At 64.3% G+C, this 15,330-nt stretch carries 12 protein-coding genes; 11 read left to right on the plus strand and 1 reads right to left on the minus strand.

Features of this window, described 5'->3' with window-relative positions; translation table 11 throughout:
- The first annotated feature begins 1 nt into the window (after nucleotide 1).
- The 9 genes from iolC to cobA all read left to right on the plus strand — a co-directional run bounded on the left by iolC (nucleotide 2) and on the right by cobA (nucleotide 10,104).
- Entirely contained in the window at nucleotides 2-1,948 is a 1,947-nt protein-coding gene (gene iolC, locus O3297_RS04125; RefSeq protein ID WP_305047833.1) for a 5-dehydro-2-deoxygluconokinase, read from the plus strand.
- Nucleotides 1,945-3,774, plus strand: a complete 1,830-nt coding sequence (iolD, locus tag O3297_RS04130) for a 3D-(3,5/4)-trihydroxycyclohexane-1,2-dione acylhydrolase (decyclizing) (protein ID WP_305047834.1) — start codon at nucleotides 1,945-1,947, stop codon at nucleotides 3,772-3,774. Before iolC ends, iolD begins: the two co-directional genes overlap by 4 nt.
- Nucleotides 3,771-4,691 (plus strand): myo-inosose-2 dehydratase, encoded by a 921-nt coding sequence (gene iolE, locus O3297_RS04135; RefSeq protein ID WP_305047835.1) that lies wholly within the window; start codon nucleotides 3,771-3,773, stop codon nucleotides 4,689-4,691. Before iolD ends, iolE begins: the two co-directional genes overlap by 4 nt.
- Entirely contained in the window at nucleotides 4,688-5,485 is a 798-nt protein-coding gene (iolB, locus tag O3297_RS04140; RefSeq protein ID WP_305047836.1) for a 5-deoxy-glucuronate isomerase, read from the plus strand. The genes iolE and iolB overlap by 4 nt, the downstream gene beginning before the upstream one ends.
- A 10-nt stretch (nucleotides 5,486-5,495) precedes the next feature.
- A complete protein-coding gene (locus O3297_RS04145) occupies nucleotides 5,496-6,995 on the plus strand; it encodes a CoA-acylating methylmalonate-semialdehyde dehydrogenase (RefSeq protein WP_305047837.1) in 1,500 nt (499 codons plus the stop codon).
- Nucleotides 6,996-7,074: 79 nt separating this feature from the next.
- On the plus strand, nucleotides 7,075-7,257 hold the full coding sequence (locus O3297_RS04150; protein WP_370385380.1) for a hypothetical protein: 183 nt from the start codon (nucleotides 7,075-7,077) through the stop codon (nucleotides 7,255-7,257).
- Between the two features lie 75 nt (nucleotides 7,258-7,332).
- The gene (locus O3297_RS04155; protein ID WP_305047838.1) at nucleotides 7,333-7,971 is read left to right on the plus strand and encodes an ANTAR domain-containing response regulator; all 639 of its coding nucleotides are present in this window, start codon (nucleotides 7,333-7,335) and stop codon (nucleotides 7,969-7,971) included.
- Nucleotides 7,972-8,128: 157 nt separating this feature from the next.
- The gene (locus O3297_RS04160) at nucleotides 8,129-9,319 is read left to right on the plus strand and encodes a CmpA/NrtA family ABC transporter substrate-binding protein (RefSeq protein WP_305047839.1); all 1,191 of its coding nucleotides are present in this window, start codon (nucleotides 8,129-8,131) and stop codon (nucleotides 9,317-9,319) included.
- Between the two features lie 14 nt (nucleotides 9,320-9,333).
- Nucleotides 9,334-10,104, plus strand: coding sequence for a uroporphyrinogen-III C-methyltransferase (gene cobA, locus O3297_RS04165; RefSeq protein WP_305047840.1), 771 nt, complete (start codon nucleotides 9,334-9,336; stop codon nucleotides 10,102-10,104).
- A gap of 11 nt (nucleotides 10,105-10,115) precedes the next feature.
- Here the strand turns inward: cobA and O3297_RS04170 are convergent, their stop codons facing one another.
- The gene (locus tag O3297_RS04170) at nucleotides 10,116-11,078 is read right to left on the minus strand and encodes a cyclase family protein (protein ID WP_305049599.1); all 963 of its coding nucleotides are present in this window, start codon (nucleotides 11,076-11,078) and stop codon (nucleotides 10,116-10,118) included.
- A 138-nt stretch (nucleotides 11,079-11,216) separates the two neighbouring features.
- Between O3297_RS04170 and O3297_RS04175 the strand changes: the two genes are divergently transcribed.
- Together O3297_RS04175 and O3297_RS04180 are read left to right on the plus strand one after the other, a co-directional pair.
- The gene (locus O3297_RS04175) at nucleotides 11,217-12,107 is read left to right on the plus strand and encodes a LysR family transcriptional regulator (RefSeq protein WP_092610783.1); all 891 of its coding nucleotides are present in this window, start codon (nucleotides 11,217-11,219) and stop codon (nucleotides 12,105-12,107) included.
- A gap of 143 nt (nucleotides 12,108-12,250) precedes the next feature.
- Nucleotides 12,251-15,289, plus strand: coding sequence for a CHASE domain-containing protein (locus O3297_RS04180; protein ID WP_305047841.1), 3,039 nt, complete (start codon nucleotides 12,251-12,253; stop codon nucleotides 15,287-15,289).
- Nucleotides 15,290-15,330 lie beyond the last annotated feature (41 nt).

Below are 15,330 nucleotides of genomic sequence, written 5' to 3' on the forward strand. Positions count from 1 at the left end.
CATGAATAATTCCACACAATTTGCCCAGGGGCGGGCGCTGGACGTGATCTGCCTGGGCCGCCTGGCGGTGGACCTGTACGCGCAGCAGATCGGCAGCACCCTGGAAGACGCGACCAGCTTTGCCAAATACCTGGGCGGTTCGTCGGCGAACATCGCCTTCGGCACGGCGCGCCTGGGCTTGAAGTCCGCCATGCTGTCGAAGGTGGGCGACGATCACATGGGGCGTTTTCTCACCGACACCTTGTCGAAAGAGGGTTGTGATGTCAGCCATGTCGGCATCGACCACGACCGCCTGACGGCCCTGGTGATGCTGGGCATCAAGGATAAAAACACGTTTCCGCTGATTTTTTACCGTGAAAATTGTGCCGACATGGCCATCGAAGCATCTTCGGTGGATGCGGCCTTCATTGGATCGAGCAAGGCGCTGTTGATCACTGGCACGCATTTCTCCACGGCCGCCATGCACGCCGTCAGCACGCAGGCCCTTACATTGGCCCGCGCCAGCAACGTGCGCACCGTGCTCGACATCGATTACCGGCCCGTGCTGTGGGGCTTGTCGGGCAAGGCGGACGGCGAAACGCGTTTCGTCTCGAACGAAGGCGTCACCAAACATCTGCAAAGCATCCTGCCGCAGTTCGACTTGATCGTCGGCACTGAAGAGGAATTCATGATCGCCGGTGGCGGCGCCGACATCATGGCGTCCCTGCGCGCCGTGCGGTCCGCCACCCTGGCGACCCTCGTCGTCAAGCGCGGGCCGCTGGGCAGCGCCGTCATTGACAATGTGGTGCCGCACAGCCTCGATGACGCGTATAACTACCGTGGCGTGCGCGTGGAAGTGCTGAACGTGCTGGGCGCGGGCGACGCGTTTCTCTCGGGCTTTCTGAAAGGCTGGCTGCGCGGCGAGGATTACGAAGCGTGCTGCCGCTACGCGAATGGCTGCGGCGCCTTGGTCGTGTCGCGCCACGGCTGCGCGCCGGCCATGCCTTCGCCCGTCGAGCTCGACTATTTCCTGGCCAACGCGGCCAAACTGACGCAGCCGGACCAGGACGCGACCTTGTCCCGTCTGCACCGCACGACGGTAGCGCGCAAGGAGTGGAATGAGCTGTGCGTGTTTGCCTTTGACCACCGCACGCAATTCTTTGAGCTGGCGCAACAGACGGGCGCACCCGAGTCCGCCATTGCGGCCCTGAAGCAATTGATGGTGCAAGCCGTGGCGCAGACGGAAACGGCCTTGCAGCTGGCCGGCAAGACTGGCGTGCTGATCGATGGCCGCTATGGCGTCGATGCCCTCAATGATGCGACGGGACGTGGCTGGTGGATCGGCCGTCCCGTGGAATTGCCGGGATCAAACCCGCTGCAATTCGACTGGGGCCGTTCCATCGGCTCGCACCTGCTCAGCTGGCCCAAGGAACATGTGATCAAATGCCTGGTGCAGCTGCACCCGGACGATGCCGTGGAAAACCGCCTGGAACAGGAAGCGCAGATCAAGGCCCTGTACGACGCGGCGCAAGTGAGCGGTCACGAACTGTTGCTGGAAGTGATACCGTCGGAAGCCTTGCCGCACGGCGACGACACGGTCTTGCGTGCCGTCAAGCGCCTGTACAACCTGGGTATTTACCCGGAATGGTGGAAGCTGGAAAGCATGTCTGCCCAACAATGGCAAGCCATCGATGCCCTCGTGCATGAGCGCGATCCGTATTGCCGTGGCGTCGTCCTGCTGGGTTTGAACGCGCCGATTGCCGCCCTGGCCGACAGTTTTGAGCAAGCCAGTGCCAGCACGACGTGCCGCGGCTTCATGGTGGGCCGCACCATCTTCCAGGAACCGAGCCGCCGCTGGCTGGCGGGCGAACTCGACGATGCGGGCCTGATCGCCGCAGTGCGCGCCAACTTCGAGCAGCTTATCGCCCTGTGGCAGCGTACGCGCAACCGCCTGGAGCGTGCAGCATGAGCGCCACGATCAGATTGACCATGGCGCAGGCGCTGGTGCGCTATCTGGCCGCCTTGCGGGTGGAAGGGGGCGAACCTTTGTTCGGCGGCGCCTTCGCCATCTTTGGCCACGGCAACGTGGCGGGACTGGGCGAGGCGCTGTACCAGTACCGTGACAGTTTCCCGACTTATCGCGCCCACAACGAGCAGGCGATGGCGCACGCGGCCATCGCTTACGCAAAAGCGCACATGCGCCGGCGCATGATGGCGGTGACCAGTTCCATCGGTCCCGGCGCCACCAACTTGCTGACGGCCGCCGCCCTGGCACACGTGAACCGCTTGCCGGTATTGCTGTTGCCTGGCGATGTGTTCGTCTCGCGCGCACCGGATCCCGTGCTGCAGCAGCTGGAAGATGCCTCGGACGGCAGTGTCTCGGTGAATGATGCCTTCAAACCTTTATCGCGTTATTTCGACCGCATCGTCTATCCGGAGCAATTGCTCACCGCCTTGCCGCGTGCCATCGCCGCCTTGACGGACCCGGCCGCCTGCGGCCCCGTCACTTTATCTTTGCCGCAAGACGTGCAAACGATGGCGTATGACTATCCTGCCAGCTTTTTCGAACCGAGAGTCGTGCGTTTCCGCGCCTTGCCGCCTGTCGAGCAGGAACTGGAAGAAGCGGTGTCGCTGTTGAAAAACGCCAAGCAGCCGCTGATCGTGGCTGGCGGCGGCGTGCTGTACGGCCAGGCCAGCGCCGCCTTGCAGGCGTTTGCCGAGCGCCATGGCATTCCCGTGGCGGAAACCCAGGCGGGCAAGAGTGCCTTGCCATGGGACCATCCGCTGCAACTGGGCGCCATCGGCGTGACGGGCTCGCCTGCCGCGAACGCGCTGGCGGCGGATGCGGACGTGGTGCTGGCCATCGGCACGCGCCTGCAGGATTTCACCACCGGCTCGAATTCCCTGTTTGCACAGGCGCAGCTGGTCAGCTTGAACGTCAACAGTTTTGACGTACTGAAACGTCGTGGCCTGGGCTTGCAGGCGGACGCGACGCTGGGCTTGCAAGGCCTGTCGCGGCTGCTCGGCAGCTGGAACAGCGCAGGGCAATGGATGGACCGCGCGCAGCAGGCGGGCAACGCCTGGCGCGCGACGGTGGCCGCCATCACCGGCAAGCGCGAGGTGGCCGACTTGCCGTACGACGGTGAGGTCATCGGCGCCGTGCAGCGTTCCGCTCCCGATTCCACCAGCCGCGACATCGTCGTCTGCGCGGCGGGTACCTTGCCGGCCGAACTGCACAAGCTGTGGCGCACGTCGACGCCGGGCGGCTACCACATGGAATACGGCTATTCGTGCATGGGCTATGAAATCGCTGGCGGCCTCGGCGTCAAGATGGCAAAACCGGAAGCGGAGGTCGTCGTCATGGTGGGCGACGGCAGCTATCTGATGATGAATTCGGAAATCGCCACTTCCGTCATGCTCGATAAAAAACTCATCATCGTCGTGCTCGACAACCGGGGCTATGGCTGCATCAACCGCCTGCAGCAGGCGTGCGGCAATGCTTCGTTCAACAATATGTTGCCCGATAGCGCGCCGCATATTGACTTTGCCCTGCATGCGCAATCGCTGGGCGCGCTGTCCGAACATGTGGGCTCGATTGCCGAACTGGAACAGGCGATGCTGCGCGCCCGCGCCGCTACGCGTACCTATCTGATCTGCATCGATACGGACGACACGCGCACGACCGAAGAGGGTGGTTGCTGGTGGGAAGTGGCCGTGCCCGAGGTCTCCACCCAGCCCGGCGTGCAGCTTGCGCGCGCCCGTTATGAACTTGACCGCCAAGGACAACAAAAATGAACGCACCGACATGGAATGTGAAGATCGGCATCAACCCGATCTCGTGGATGAACGACGATTTGCCGTCGCTGGGGGGAGAAACCCCGCTGGAAACGGCCCTCAAGGAAGGCACCGAGATCGGCTACGTGGGCTTTGAACTGGGCAACAAGTTTCCGAAAGATGCCCCGGCCTTGAACGCCGTGCTGGGCAAGTATGGCCTGGCGTGCGTCTCCGGCTGGTATTCGGGCCGCCTGGCGCACCGCTCGGTCGAGGAAGAGATCGCCGCCGTGGCATCGCATCTGCGTTTGCTGGCGGACAGCGGCGCCACCGTGATGGTCTACGGCGAAGTGGCCGACGCCATCCAGGGCGAAGCGCGCGCCCTGTATAAGCGCCCCCGTTTCCAGTCGCAGCAGCAATGGCAGGAATATGCAAACAAATTGACGGCCTTTGCCGCCCACCTGCTGGCGCATGGAGTACGCCTGGCCTATCACCATCACATGGGCGCTTACGTGGAAACGCCGGCCGATGTGGACCAATTGATGGCCTTGACGGGACCCGAGGTCGGCTTGCTGTTCGACACGGGCCACATCACCTTTGCCGGCGGCGATGCGCTGGCAGTGCTGAATAAACATATTGATCGCATTTGCCACGTGCATTGCAAGGACGTGCGCCCCAACGTGGTGAAACTGGCCCGCAATGGCCACTGGAGTTTCCTGCAGGCCGTCATCAATGGCGCCTTCAGCGTGCCGGGCGACGGCAGCATCGACTTCCCGGCCATCCTGACGCGGCTGTATCTGCACGGCTACGAAGGCTGGCTGGTGGTGGAAGCGGAGCAAGACCCGGCCGTCGCGCCCAGCTACGAATATGCGAAGATGGGCCACGATTACCTGGCACGCCTGGTCGATGCCATTCCCCGCCTGGGCCGGGAGGCGGCATGAGCCCGCTGCTGGTGAAGGCCCGGTCGGGTTCCGCCATCGTCGAGGTGACGCCCGAGTCGGCCGGCTGGATGCACGTGGGCTTTGCCGCGCACCGGCTGGCGGCAGGCGAACAGTTGCATCTGGAAACGGGCAGCCGCGAACTGTGCATCGTCGTGCTGACGGGCACGGTCACCGTCAAGGCGGACGGGCAGGAATGGCGCGAGATCGGCAAGCGCCAAAGCGTCTTCGAGGACCGCTCGCCGTATGCCGTGTATGTCCCATTGGAAACCAAGGTCAGCATCACGGCGGTGAGCAACGCGGAAGTGGCCCTGTGCAGCGCACCGGCCACGACCCAGCGTCCGGGACGCCTGATCGAGCCATCGTCCATGACGCGCTCCGTGCGCGGCAAGGGTGCCAACACGCGTTATGTGTGCGACATCCTGCCGCAGACGGCCGAGGCCGACGGCTTGCTGGTGGTGGAGGTGGTGACGCCATCCGGTCATTCGTCGAGCTATCCGCCGCATAAACACGACAGCGACAATGTGCCGCTGGAAAGTTCGCTCGAGGAAACCTATTACCACCGCCTGAACCCGGAGCAGGGCTTTGCCTTCCAGCGGGTCTACACGGATGACCGTTCCATCGATGAAGCCATGGCCGTGGAAAACCACGACGTGGTGATGGTGCCCAGGGGCTACCACCCCGTGACCGTGCCGTATGGCTACGATGGGTATTACCTGAACGTGATGGCCGGCCCGAAACGCGTGTGGCACTTTAAAAATGATCCGGCCCATGAGTGGCTGATGAATAGCAAATAAAGGAACTCCAATGACAATGCAACAGATCGGCCACTTTATCGGTGGCAACCCGATGGCTTCGCGCTCCGAGCGCATGAGCGACGTCTTCAATCCCGCTACGGGCGCCGTGACGGCGAAGGTGGCGCTGGCGACGCCTTCCGAACTGAACGCGGCCGTGGCCGCCGCCCATGCGGCGTTTCCCGCCTGGTCGCAAACCTCGCCCCTGCGCCGCGCCCGCGTGATGTTCAAGTTCAAGGAATTGCTGGAAGAGCACTCGGATCAATTGGCCGCCCTGATCACGGCAGAGCACGGCAAAGTGTTCACGGATGCCAAAGGGGAAGTGACGCGCGGCATCGAAGTAGTGGAATTTGCCTGCGGCATCCCGCAAATGATGAAGGGGGAGTATTCGGAGCAGGTGGCCGGCGGCATCGACGCCTGGTCCATCCGCCAGGCGCTCGGCGTCTGCGTCGGCATCACGCCCTTCAATTTTCCCGTGATGGTGCCGATGTGGATGTTCCCGATGGCAATTGCCTGCGGCAATACCTTCGTATTAAAGCCGTCGGAACGCGACCCGTCGGCCAGCCTGCTTCTGGCGCAACTGTTGACGGATGCGGGTTTGCCGGACGGCGTCTTCAACGTGGTGCAGGGCGACAAGGAGGCCGTCGATGGCTTGTTGCATCACCCGGACGTGCGCGCCGTCAGCTTTGTCGGTTCCACGCCGATTGCCGAATATATCTACGCCACCGGCTGCGCGCAGGGCAAGCGCGTGCAGGCGCTGGGTGGCGCGAAAAACCACATGGTGGTCATGCCGGACGCGGATATTCCGCAAACCGTCGATGCCCTGATGGGCGCCGCCTTCGGTTCGGCGGGCGAGCGCTGCATGGCCATTTCCGTGGTGGTGGCGGTGGGCAATGTGGCGGACCAGCTGGTCGAGGCGCTGGTGCCGCGCATCGCCGCCCTCAAGATCACGCAGGGCATGGATTTAACAGCGGAAATGGGGCCTGTGGTGACGCAAGTGCACAAGGAGAAGATTGCCGGCTATATCGCCATAGGCGTCAAGGAAGGTGCCAAGCTGGTCAGTGACGGGCGCAGTTTCGTGTTGCCAGGCCACGAAAACGGCTTTTTCCTCGGCGGCAGCCTGTTCGACCATGTAACGCCCGAGATGACGATCTACAAGGAGGAAATCTTTGGCCCCGTGCTGTGCATCGTGCGCGTGCCCGATTTTGCCACCGCGCTGGACCTCGTCAATGCGCATGAGTACGGCAACGGCACGGCCATTTATACGCGCGACGGCAACACGGCGCGTGAATACACGCACCGGGTGCAGGTGGGGATGGTGGGCGTCAACGTGCCGATCCCCGTGCCGATGGCTTTCCACAGCTTCGGCGGCTGGAAGCGCAGCCTGTTCGGCGACCACCACGCGCACGGTCCGGAATCCGTGCGGTTCTACACGAAGCAGAAGGCGGTGACGCAGCGCTGGCCCGCTTCCACGGCTGCCGGTGCCGAATTTGCCATGCCGACATTGAAATAATCCCATCCAAACTGCACGTCGGGTGCGAGCACATGCACCGCGTGCAGGTGGGGAGGGATGGGAAAAGCACGGCGTCAACGTGCCGATCCCCGTGCCGATGGCTTTCCACAGCTTCGGCGGCTGGAAGCGTAGCCTGTTTGGCGACCACCACGCGCATGGTCCGGAATCCGTGCGGTTCTACACGAAGCAGAAGGCGGTGACGCAGCGCTGGCCCGCTTCCACGGCTGCCGGCGCCGAATTTGCCATGCCGACCCTGAAGTAAGGGGCGCTAGCACTATCTGGTTCGCTTCTTGCTTACTGCAATGGTTAATTGTTTAGCCATTGCAGATAGCCCTCCATGACGTCCAGCCGTACCCAGCCATTGCGCATTGTTGTCGTCAACACTATTGTCGAGCACGGCGTGCACGAGAATACTGCATTGGCGGCCCAGGTGCAGCGCGGCAACGCCTTGCGCATCGGTTTGCTTGAATCGGGGTATGACATCGTCGCCTCCCTGCCTGCCGACCTCTACCTTCCCGAACGTATCGCCCAGCTGCAGCCCGACCTCATCATCATTGACGCCGAATCGGATGCGCGCGACGTACTTGAACACATCGTCATCGCCACGCGTGATGAGCGCCGCCCCATCGTGTTGTTTACCGAAGACGGCGCCACGGCCAGCATTGACGCGGCCATGGCGGCCGGCGTGTCCGCCTATATCGTGGCCGGCTTGCAGGCCGAGCGCATTCAACCCGTGCTGAACGTGGCCCTGGCGCGCTTTCGCCAGGAAGAAAAATTGCGCGCCGAATTGCTCGACACGCGGCACAAGCTGCTCGAACGCAAGGTGATCGAGCGGGCCAAGGGCCTGTTGATGACGCATCACGGCTTGACGGAAGACCAAGCTTACCAGCGCTTGCGCAGCATGGCCATGAACAAGAAACTCAAACTGGCGGAAATTGCCCAGCGTATCCTCGACGTGGAGGACTTGCTGGGATGAATCGTCCATTTCCTGATACATGCTGGTGCAGCGCACCATTCCGGTGCGTTTCCAGCCTCCCTGGACGGGACGTGCACAGGCACGGTCCTTGCTGCTGGAAGGGGAGAGCCTTGCCCACGGTGGCGCGGAAAAACAGTACTTATCAGCAAGGAATGGTATGACAGAGCAAGCGGGCAAAGAGGCGGGACATGGTGCCCAGGTGATGCGGTCCCTGCAGCCGGAAAAACAGACGATACGCATCGGCTACCTGCCGCTGGCCGATTGCGCCTCGTTGGTGATGGCGTCAAAGCTGGGCCTGGATGAAAAATACGGCATCAAGATCGAACTGAGCCGCGAGATGTCGTGGGCTGGCGTGCGCGACAAATTGAATAGCGGCGAACTCGACGTTGCCCACGTGTTGTACGGCCTCGTGTATGGCGTGCAGATGGGCATCGGCGGACAACAGCACGACATGGCCGTGCTGATGAACCTCAATCACAGCGGCCAGGCCGTCACCCTGTCGGCGGCGCTGGCGCACGAGGGCGCCCACGATGGCACCACACTGGCGCGGCACATGCGCGGCGCGGCGCGGCCATTTGCGTTTGCGCATACTTTCCCGACCGGCAACCACGCGATGCTGCTGCAATACTGGCTGGCTGCGCATGGCATCGACCCGCTGCGCGACGCGCGCGTGATGACGGTGCCGCCGTCGCAGATGGTGGCCGCCTTGCGCGCGGGCCAGATGGATGGCTTTTGCGCCGGGGAACCGTGGGGCTACAAGGCCATTGTCGATGGCGTCGGCGTGACAGCCACCACCAGCGGTGCCATCTGGCCCGACCATCCGGGCAAGGTGCTGGGCACCAGCGCCGCGTTTGCGCAGCAGCATCCGAACAGCTGCCGCGCCCTGATCGCCGCCGTGCTCGAGGCGGGGCGCTGGATCGACGCCACCGATGCCAACCGGCTGGCCATGGCGGCCATTCTGGCCGAGCCCGCTTACTTGAATACGCCGCAGGAAACGCTGGCGCCGCGCATTCTCGGCCACTATCAGGATGGCCTGGGCAAGACCTGGGACGAGGCGCACGGCTTGAGGTTTTATGGCGCCGGCGCCGTCAATTTTCCCTATCTGTCCGACGGCATGTGGTTCATGACCCAGCACCGGCGCTGGGGCTTGCTGCGCGACGAACCCGATTACCTGGCGGTGGCAAGGCAAGTCAACCGCATCGACCTGTACCGCCAGGCGGCGGAAATGACGGCCACGCCCTTGCCCGCTTCACCGCTGCGCAGCTCGACCCTGTGCGACGGCGTCGTGTGGGACGGCAGCGCGCCGGAAGCGTACGCGGCATCGTTTGCCATCGGCCACTTTTTTTAATGGGAGATTTCATCATGGCACAACAAGGAAGCGTGACTTTGGTCGGCGCCGGTCCCGGCGACCCGGACCTGTTGACGATCAAAGCGGTGAAGGCCATCGCGCGGGCCGACGTGGTGCTGATCGACGACCTCGTCAACCCGGCCATCCTCGCGCATGCGGCGCCCGGCGTGCGCGTGGTCGAGGTGGGCAAGCGGGGCGGCTGCGCTTCCACGCCGCAAGCCTTCATCGAACGCCTGATGCTGGCCGAAGCCCGCGCCGGCCTGCACGTGGTGCGCTTGAAAGGGGGCGACCCCTATCTGTTTGGGCGCGGCGGCGAAGAGCGCGCCTACCTGCGCAGCCACGGCGTGGCCGTCGAAGTGATCTCTGGCATCAGCAGCGGCCTGGCCGCGCCGTCCAGCATCGGCGTGCCGCTGACACACCGCGGCTGGAGCCAGGGCGCCATCTTCGTCACGGGCCATGGCAAGGATAGCGCGTCCGAGCCGAACTGGGCGGCACTGGCGCAGAGCAAGCTCACCCTCGTCATCTACATGGGCGTGGCCAGGGTGGCCGCCATCCAGGCCGGCTTGCTGGCCGGCGGCATGGCGCCAGGCACGCCCGTGGCCGTGGTGCAATCGGCCAGCTTGCCGGCGCAGCGCCAGTTGCTGAGTACCTTGCAAGCCTTGCCTGCCGACTTGCTGGCCAGCGGCCTGGGCAGCCCCAGCATCATCGTCGTGGGCGAGGTGGTGCGCTGCGCCGATGCCTGGGATGACCATGGCGCACAGGGCTTGCTGGCCGCGATCGTGTGATCCAGCGAAATTTAGCGGATCGGCAGCGCCACGGGACGGATGGGGGCCGCGTCGCCGCCACGGAATTTCAATGAAGCGCCGATGAAGGCAAACTGGTAAACCCTGTCGCGCGACAGCGCTTCCAGGTCGACCAGTTCCAGGATGGGCGCGCCCTGCTGCGCCAGCAGATAGGTGTGCACGGGCAGGTAATTGCCTGCCACTTCGGACGGAAATGCTTCGAAACTGAGGTTGTCCGCACCGACCACCATGGCGCCGCCATCTTCCACGAGGAATTTTGCCGCGTCCAGCGACAGGCCGGGGGGATTGGCCATGTACGCTTGCGCCTGCTCATAGTGCTGCATGCGGCCCGTGCGTATCAGCACCACGTCGCCTTTTTCCAGCGTGACCTTCTGTTTTGCCAGCGCCGCGCGCAAGTCTTGCCGCGTGACCCGGTAATTGTCGGGCAGCTGTTGTAATCCCTTGGCCACGGCCACGTCGATCAGCACGCCGCGCGCGACGATGGGCGGAAGCTTTTCGGCCCCCGTCACGGTCCAGCCCCGGTCGCCCAGGTATTGCTCTTCCGTAAAACCATTCCAGATCTTGCCGTTGAGGCCAAAGTGATTGAGGGCGTCGATATGTGTGCCCATGTGCGCATACATGGACACGGCCGAACCCGTATAACTGACGTGGCGGTTCATCTGTTCGCCCACGTTCATCGAGTCGGCCACCACGTTGCCCTTCGGCGTGTGCGTCATCCACATCTGGTAGGGCGGATCGCCGGCCGCCTGCCAGCTGGGCATGCCGACATAGAAATCGACGGCCAGGTCGTAGCTCTTGCCGCCGTCGATGCGCGCCAGGATGGCGGCGCGCGAGGCCGGTGTCATCAGGTTCAGGCGGCCGATCTCGTCTTTCGGCCCCCAGGGGCTGATGCCCACTTCCGGCAGGGCGGCGGCCGGGGCGGCCTGCACTGTGCCGGCCAGCAGCGCCAGCAGCATGGTGGTCAGGGTGGCGGATGGTTTGAACATGGGGTACTCCTTGCGTGACATGAATGAAGAAGCCTTCATCATATTATTTTCTAATTCATTGATAATCAGCGATAAAATAATAAGATATTCAACTGAAGGGAAAGAATCATGGATGTCCTGGCGCACATGCGCGTGTTTCGCAAGGTGGTCGAGCGCGACAGCTTCAGCAAGGCGGCGCTGGACCTGAACCAGTCGGCGGCAGCCATCAGCAAGCAGGTGCGCCAGCTGGAGGCGCATCTGGCGACCGTGCTGCTGGTGCGCACGACGCGGCGCATGAGTTTGTCGGACGGCGGGCGCGCCTATTATCTGGAATGCTGCCGCCTGCTCGATGAAATCGATGCGCTGGAACTGGCCACGCGCGGCTGCGCCGGCAAGGTGGCGGGGCGGCTGCGCGTGAATGCACCGCTGTCGTTTGGCCTGAAGGTGCTGTCGCCGCTGCTGCCGGTGTTCATGGCCCGCTATCCGGAAGTCAAAATCGAAATGACCCTGGACGACCGCCTGCGCGACGTGGTGGGCGAGGGCTATGACGTGTCGCTGCGCATCCGCGCCGCGCTGGCCGATTCGACCCTGGTGGCGCGCCGCCTGGGCGACGTCGAACAGATGATTTGCGCGGCGCCTGCCTACCTGGCGCGGCGTGGCACGCCCCGTCAGGCGCAGGATTTACACGGCCACGATTGCCTGGCTTACCGCCTGGCCGACAGTCCCGGCATCTGGCAACTGGCCGGCCCGGAAGGGAGCAGCAGCATCGTCCTGCCTGTGCGCTTTTCCGCCGACAGCAGCCTGCTGCTGGCCGACATGCTGGTGGCGGGCATCGGCGTGGGCGCGCTGCCGTCGTTCGTCGCCGCGCCGCTGCTGGCCAGCGGCGCCCTGGTGCGCGTGCTGCCGTCGCACGGCATGGCCAGGCGCGGCGTGTATGCCTTGATGCCCGACGGACGGCATGTGCAGGAAAAGGTGCGCGCCTTTTGCGACTTCCTGGCCGGTGAGCTGCGGGAGGCTTAAGCGCGCGTTGTTTTCCAGTGCAACCATCATGCGCGCTTTTTTTCTTGCACAAGCGCGTCTGGCAGGAGCTTTGATAGTATCCTCGTACTTGCTGGGTGGCCGGAGCGCCGCACATTCGAGGAAACCGGAATAAGCGATTGACAATGCACACTTTGAGCAAGGGCGGGGCGGGATCAGGCATCAGGATCTGGGCGGGTGGCTTGCTGCTGGCATTGGCGGTGGGCGGCGCCCTGTATGCGGGTGCGGCGCGCACGGTCAATGACGACGCCGAACAGCGTTTCGACAATCTCACGCATGGCGCCCAGCATAGCCTGGCCACGCGCGTAAAAAGCTATTCCGACCTGCTGCGCGGCCTCGAAGCCCTGTTCCGCACCAGCGAGCACCTGACGCGCCGCCAGTTCCACGATTACGTGGCCGGCCTCGATATCGCGCGCCAGTTCCCTGCCATCGAATCGGTCAATTACGCGGTGGCCGTCCCGTCGGCGCAGCGCGCCGCCTTCATCGAGTCCGTGCGCAAGGACACCAGCCTGGCGCCGCGCGGCTATCCCGCATTCACCATCCGACCGCCAGGCGAGCGGCCGGAATATGCGGTGCTCACTTACCTGGAACCCGACTCCCTGCTGGCCGAGCGCATGGGCGTCGATATCGGCGCCAACCCGCTGGTGGCGCAGGCCCTGGCGCAGGCGCGCGACAGCGGCGAGGTCGGCGCGTCGGGCCAGGTGATCATGATCAAGGGACCGCCAGCGCACGTGGGCCTGGGCATGCGCCTGCCCGTGTACCGCAATGGCATGCCGCAAGGCAGCGTGGCCGAGCGCCGCGCCGCCTATCAGGGATCCGTCGGCATCGGCTTTGGCGTGGCGCAGCTGGTGCACAGCGCACTCGAACGCAGCGCCCTGGAACCGCTGCACCTGACCCTGTACAGCGCCGCCGAGGCGCCGCCTGCCGACGGCGTCTGGCGCATCACGCCGCAGGACCGCCTGCTGTTCAACGACGGTGGCGACCTGACGGCCCCGCCGCCGCAGCCGGGCAGCGATGCCGACTATTTCGACCAGGTGCTGCCGGTGGCGTACCAGGGCGGCCTGTGGAAAGCCCATTTCCGCGTGCGCAAGGCGGAGCTGTACAGCCCCTTCGACCGCTATTTTCCATGGCTGGCGCTGGCCGTCGGCGTGGCCGGCACCCTGCTCATTTATGGCTATATCTTTACCTTGTACCGCTCGCGCCGCAACGCGGTGGCGCAGCGCACCCTGCTCGATACGGTGCTCGACAGCGTCGACGCCTACGTCTACATGAAGGATGCCGACCTGCGCTACCGCTACGTGAATGCGCGCACGGCGAAGATACTGGGCCGTTCGGCGGAGCAGCTGATCGGCCGCCAGGACGGCGAATTGATGCTCGGCGATGCGGCGGCATCCGCGCAGCGCACGGAGCGCCAGGTGTTCGACAGCGGCGCCAAGTTCGTCGGCGAGGAGCGCTTCGTCGATGCGCAAGGGCAGGTGCATCACCTGTGGAGCGTGAAGGTGCCGCTGGGCTTGCCCGGTCCCGTCACGGGCCTGATCGGCCTGTCCACCGACGTGACGGAGCTGCACCGGCTGAAGGAGCAGGCCGACGCGGCCAGCCAGGCCAAGAGCGACTTCCTGTCGAACATGAGCCATGAAATCCGCACGCCGATGAACAGCATCATCGGCATGGCGCACCTGGCGCTGAAATCCGTGGCCGACGCGCGCCAGCGCGACTATCTGCAGAAAATCTTCCATTCGGGCCAGCATTTGCTGGGCCTGATCAACGACATCCTCGATTTTTCCAAGATCGAGGCGGGCAAGCTGGAACTGGAAGTGCTGGATTTCCGTCTCGACACCCTGCTGGCGAACATCGCCAGCCAGCTCGGCGATGCGGCCGCCGTCAAGGGCCTGGCACTGCAGTTCGATATCGCGCCGGAACTGACGCAGCGCTGGCGTGGCGACCCGCTGCGCCTGGAGCAGGTCTTGCTGAACCTGGCCAGCAACGCCATCAAGTTTTCCGACAATGGCAGCATCTTCGTGCGCGTGCGCCAGTCCGAGGAGCGGGGCAGCCACAGCATGCTGCGCTTCGAAGTGCAGGACCGGGGCATCGGCATGAACCAGGAAGAGGTGGCGCAGCTGTTCCGCTCTTTCCACCAGGCGGACCCGTCGACCACGCGCAAGTATGGCGGCAGCGGCCTGGGACTGGTGATCAGCAAGCAGCTGGTGGAGCTCATGGGCGGCAAGGTGGGCGTGTACAGCCAGCCTGGCCTGGGCAGCACCTTCTGGTTCACGGCGCGCCTGGAGAAAAGCACGCAGGCCAGCGACGAGCGCATCGCCGAAGTGGAGCCGGAAGTGCTGGGAGTGATACGCGGCGCGTCTATCCTGCTGGTGGAAGATAACGTCTTCAGCCAGCAGGTAGGCTGCGAATTGCTGGAAGACGCCGGCGCCACCGTCTGCGTCGCCTGCAATGGTCGCGAGGCGCTGGAATTGCTGGCCCACCAGCGCTATGACTGCGTGCTGATGGACGTGCAGATGCCGGAAATGGACGGCTTCGAGGCGACGCGCCGCATCCGCGCCGATCCGCAGCTTGCCGGCCTGCTGGTGATCGCCATGACGGCCAATGCGGGCAGCGAAGACCGCGCCCGCTGCCTGGCGGCGGGCATGGACGAATTCGTGACCAAGCCTATCGCCCCGAATCTGCTGTTTCACCTGCTGGCGAAATGGTTCCGCCTGCGTGGAGGCATTGGCGGCACCGGCCATGCGCGCGCGGGCGAGAGGCCGGCGGCAGCGCCGAAAGCGCCGCCATCGGCCGCTTCGCCGGAATTGCGCGACACGGCCATCCTCGACCTGGCCACGCTGGCGCTCACGTTCAGCAATGACGCCGTGAAGATGCGCAAGTACACCCAGCTGTTTCTCGACACGGCGCGCGACGGCATCGCGGAAATGGAGCAGGCCATGGCGCTGGAAGACCTGGGGCGCCTGGCCGACCTGGGCCACCGCAGCAAATCGTCGGCGCTGGCCGTGGGCGCGCATGCCTTTGCGGGCCTGTGCACGTCGATCGAAGGCTTGCGCCTGGGCGGCGACCTGCAGCAGGCGCGCGCCTTGCTGACGGCGCTCGGGCCGGCGCTGGCGCAGGTGGCAGAACAAATTTCAGTGGAATTTGCCGCCAGCGACGCCCCCTGACGCAAGCAGCGGCGATAATATGCCTTTGACGTCTCTGGCCA

It is taken from the genome of Janthinobacterium sp. SUN128 (assembly GCF_030587275.1).
GTDB lineage: Bacteria > Pseudomonadota > Gammaproteobacteria > Burkholderiales > Burkholderiaceae_D > Janthinobacterium > Janthinobacterium lividum.

What these genes read in the sequence shown, in the direction of transcription:
- O3297_RS04170 (WP_305049599.1), bottom strand. Translation starts at nt 11,078, where the DNA reads ATGCTGCTGGCGCTGCTGGCCGGCACAGTGCAGGCCGCCCCGGCCGCC.
- O3297_RS04145 (WP_305047837.1), top strand. Translation starts at nt 5,496, where the DNA reads ATGACAATGCAACAGATCGGCCACTTTATCGGTGGCAACCCGATGGCT.
- iolB (WP_305047836.1), top strand. Translation starts at nt 4,688, where the DNA reads ATGAGCCCGCTGCTGGTGAAGGCCCGGTCGGGTTCCGCCATCGTCGAG.
- iolE (WP_305047835.1), top strand. Translation starts at nt 3,771, where the DNA reads ATGAACGCACCGACATGGAATGTGAAGATCGGCATCAACCCGATCTCG.
- O3297_RS04155 (WP_305047838.1), top strand. Translation starts at nt 7,333, where the DNA reads ATGACGTCCAGCCGTACCCAGCCATTGCGCATTGTTGTCGTCAACACT.
- cobA (WP_305047840.1), top strand. Translation starts at nt 9,334, where the DNA reads ATGGCACAACAAGGAAGCGTGACTTTGGTCGGCGCCGGTCCCGGCGAC.
- O3297_RS04160 (WP_305047839.1), top strand. Translation starts at nt 8,129, where the DNA reads ATGACAGAGCAAGCGGGCAAAGAGGCGGGACATGGTGCCCAGGTGATG.
- iolC (WP_305047833.1), top strand. Translation starts at nt 2, where the DNA reads ATGAATAATTCCACACAATTTGCCCAGGGGCGGGCGCTGGACGTGATC.
- iolD (WP_305047834.1), top strand. Translation starts at nt 1,945, where the DNA reads ATGAGCGCCACGATCAGATTGACCATGGCGCAGGCGCTGGTGCGCTAT.
- O3297_RS04180 (WP_305047841.1), top strand. Translation starts at nt 12,251, where the DNA reads ATGCACACTTTGAGCAAGGGCGGGGCGGGATCAGGCATCAGGATCTGG.
- O3297_RS04175 (WP_092610783.1), top strand. Translation starts at nt 11,217, where the DNA reads ATGGATGTCCTGGCGCACATGCGCGTGTTTCGCAAGGTGGTCGAGCGC.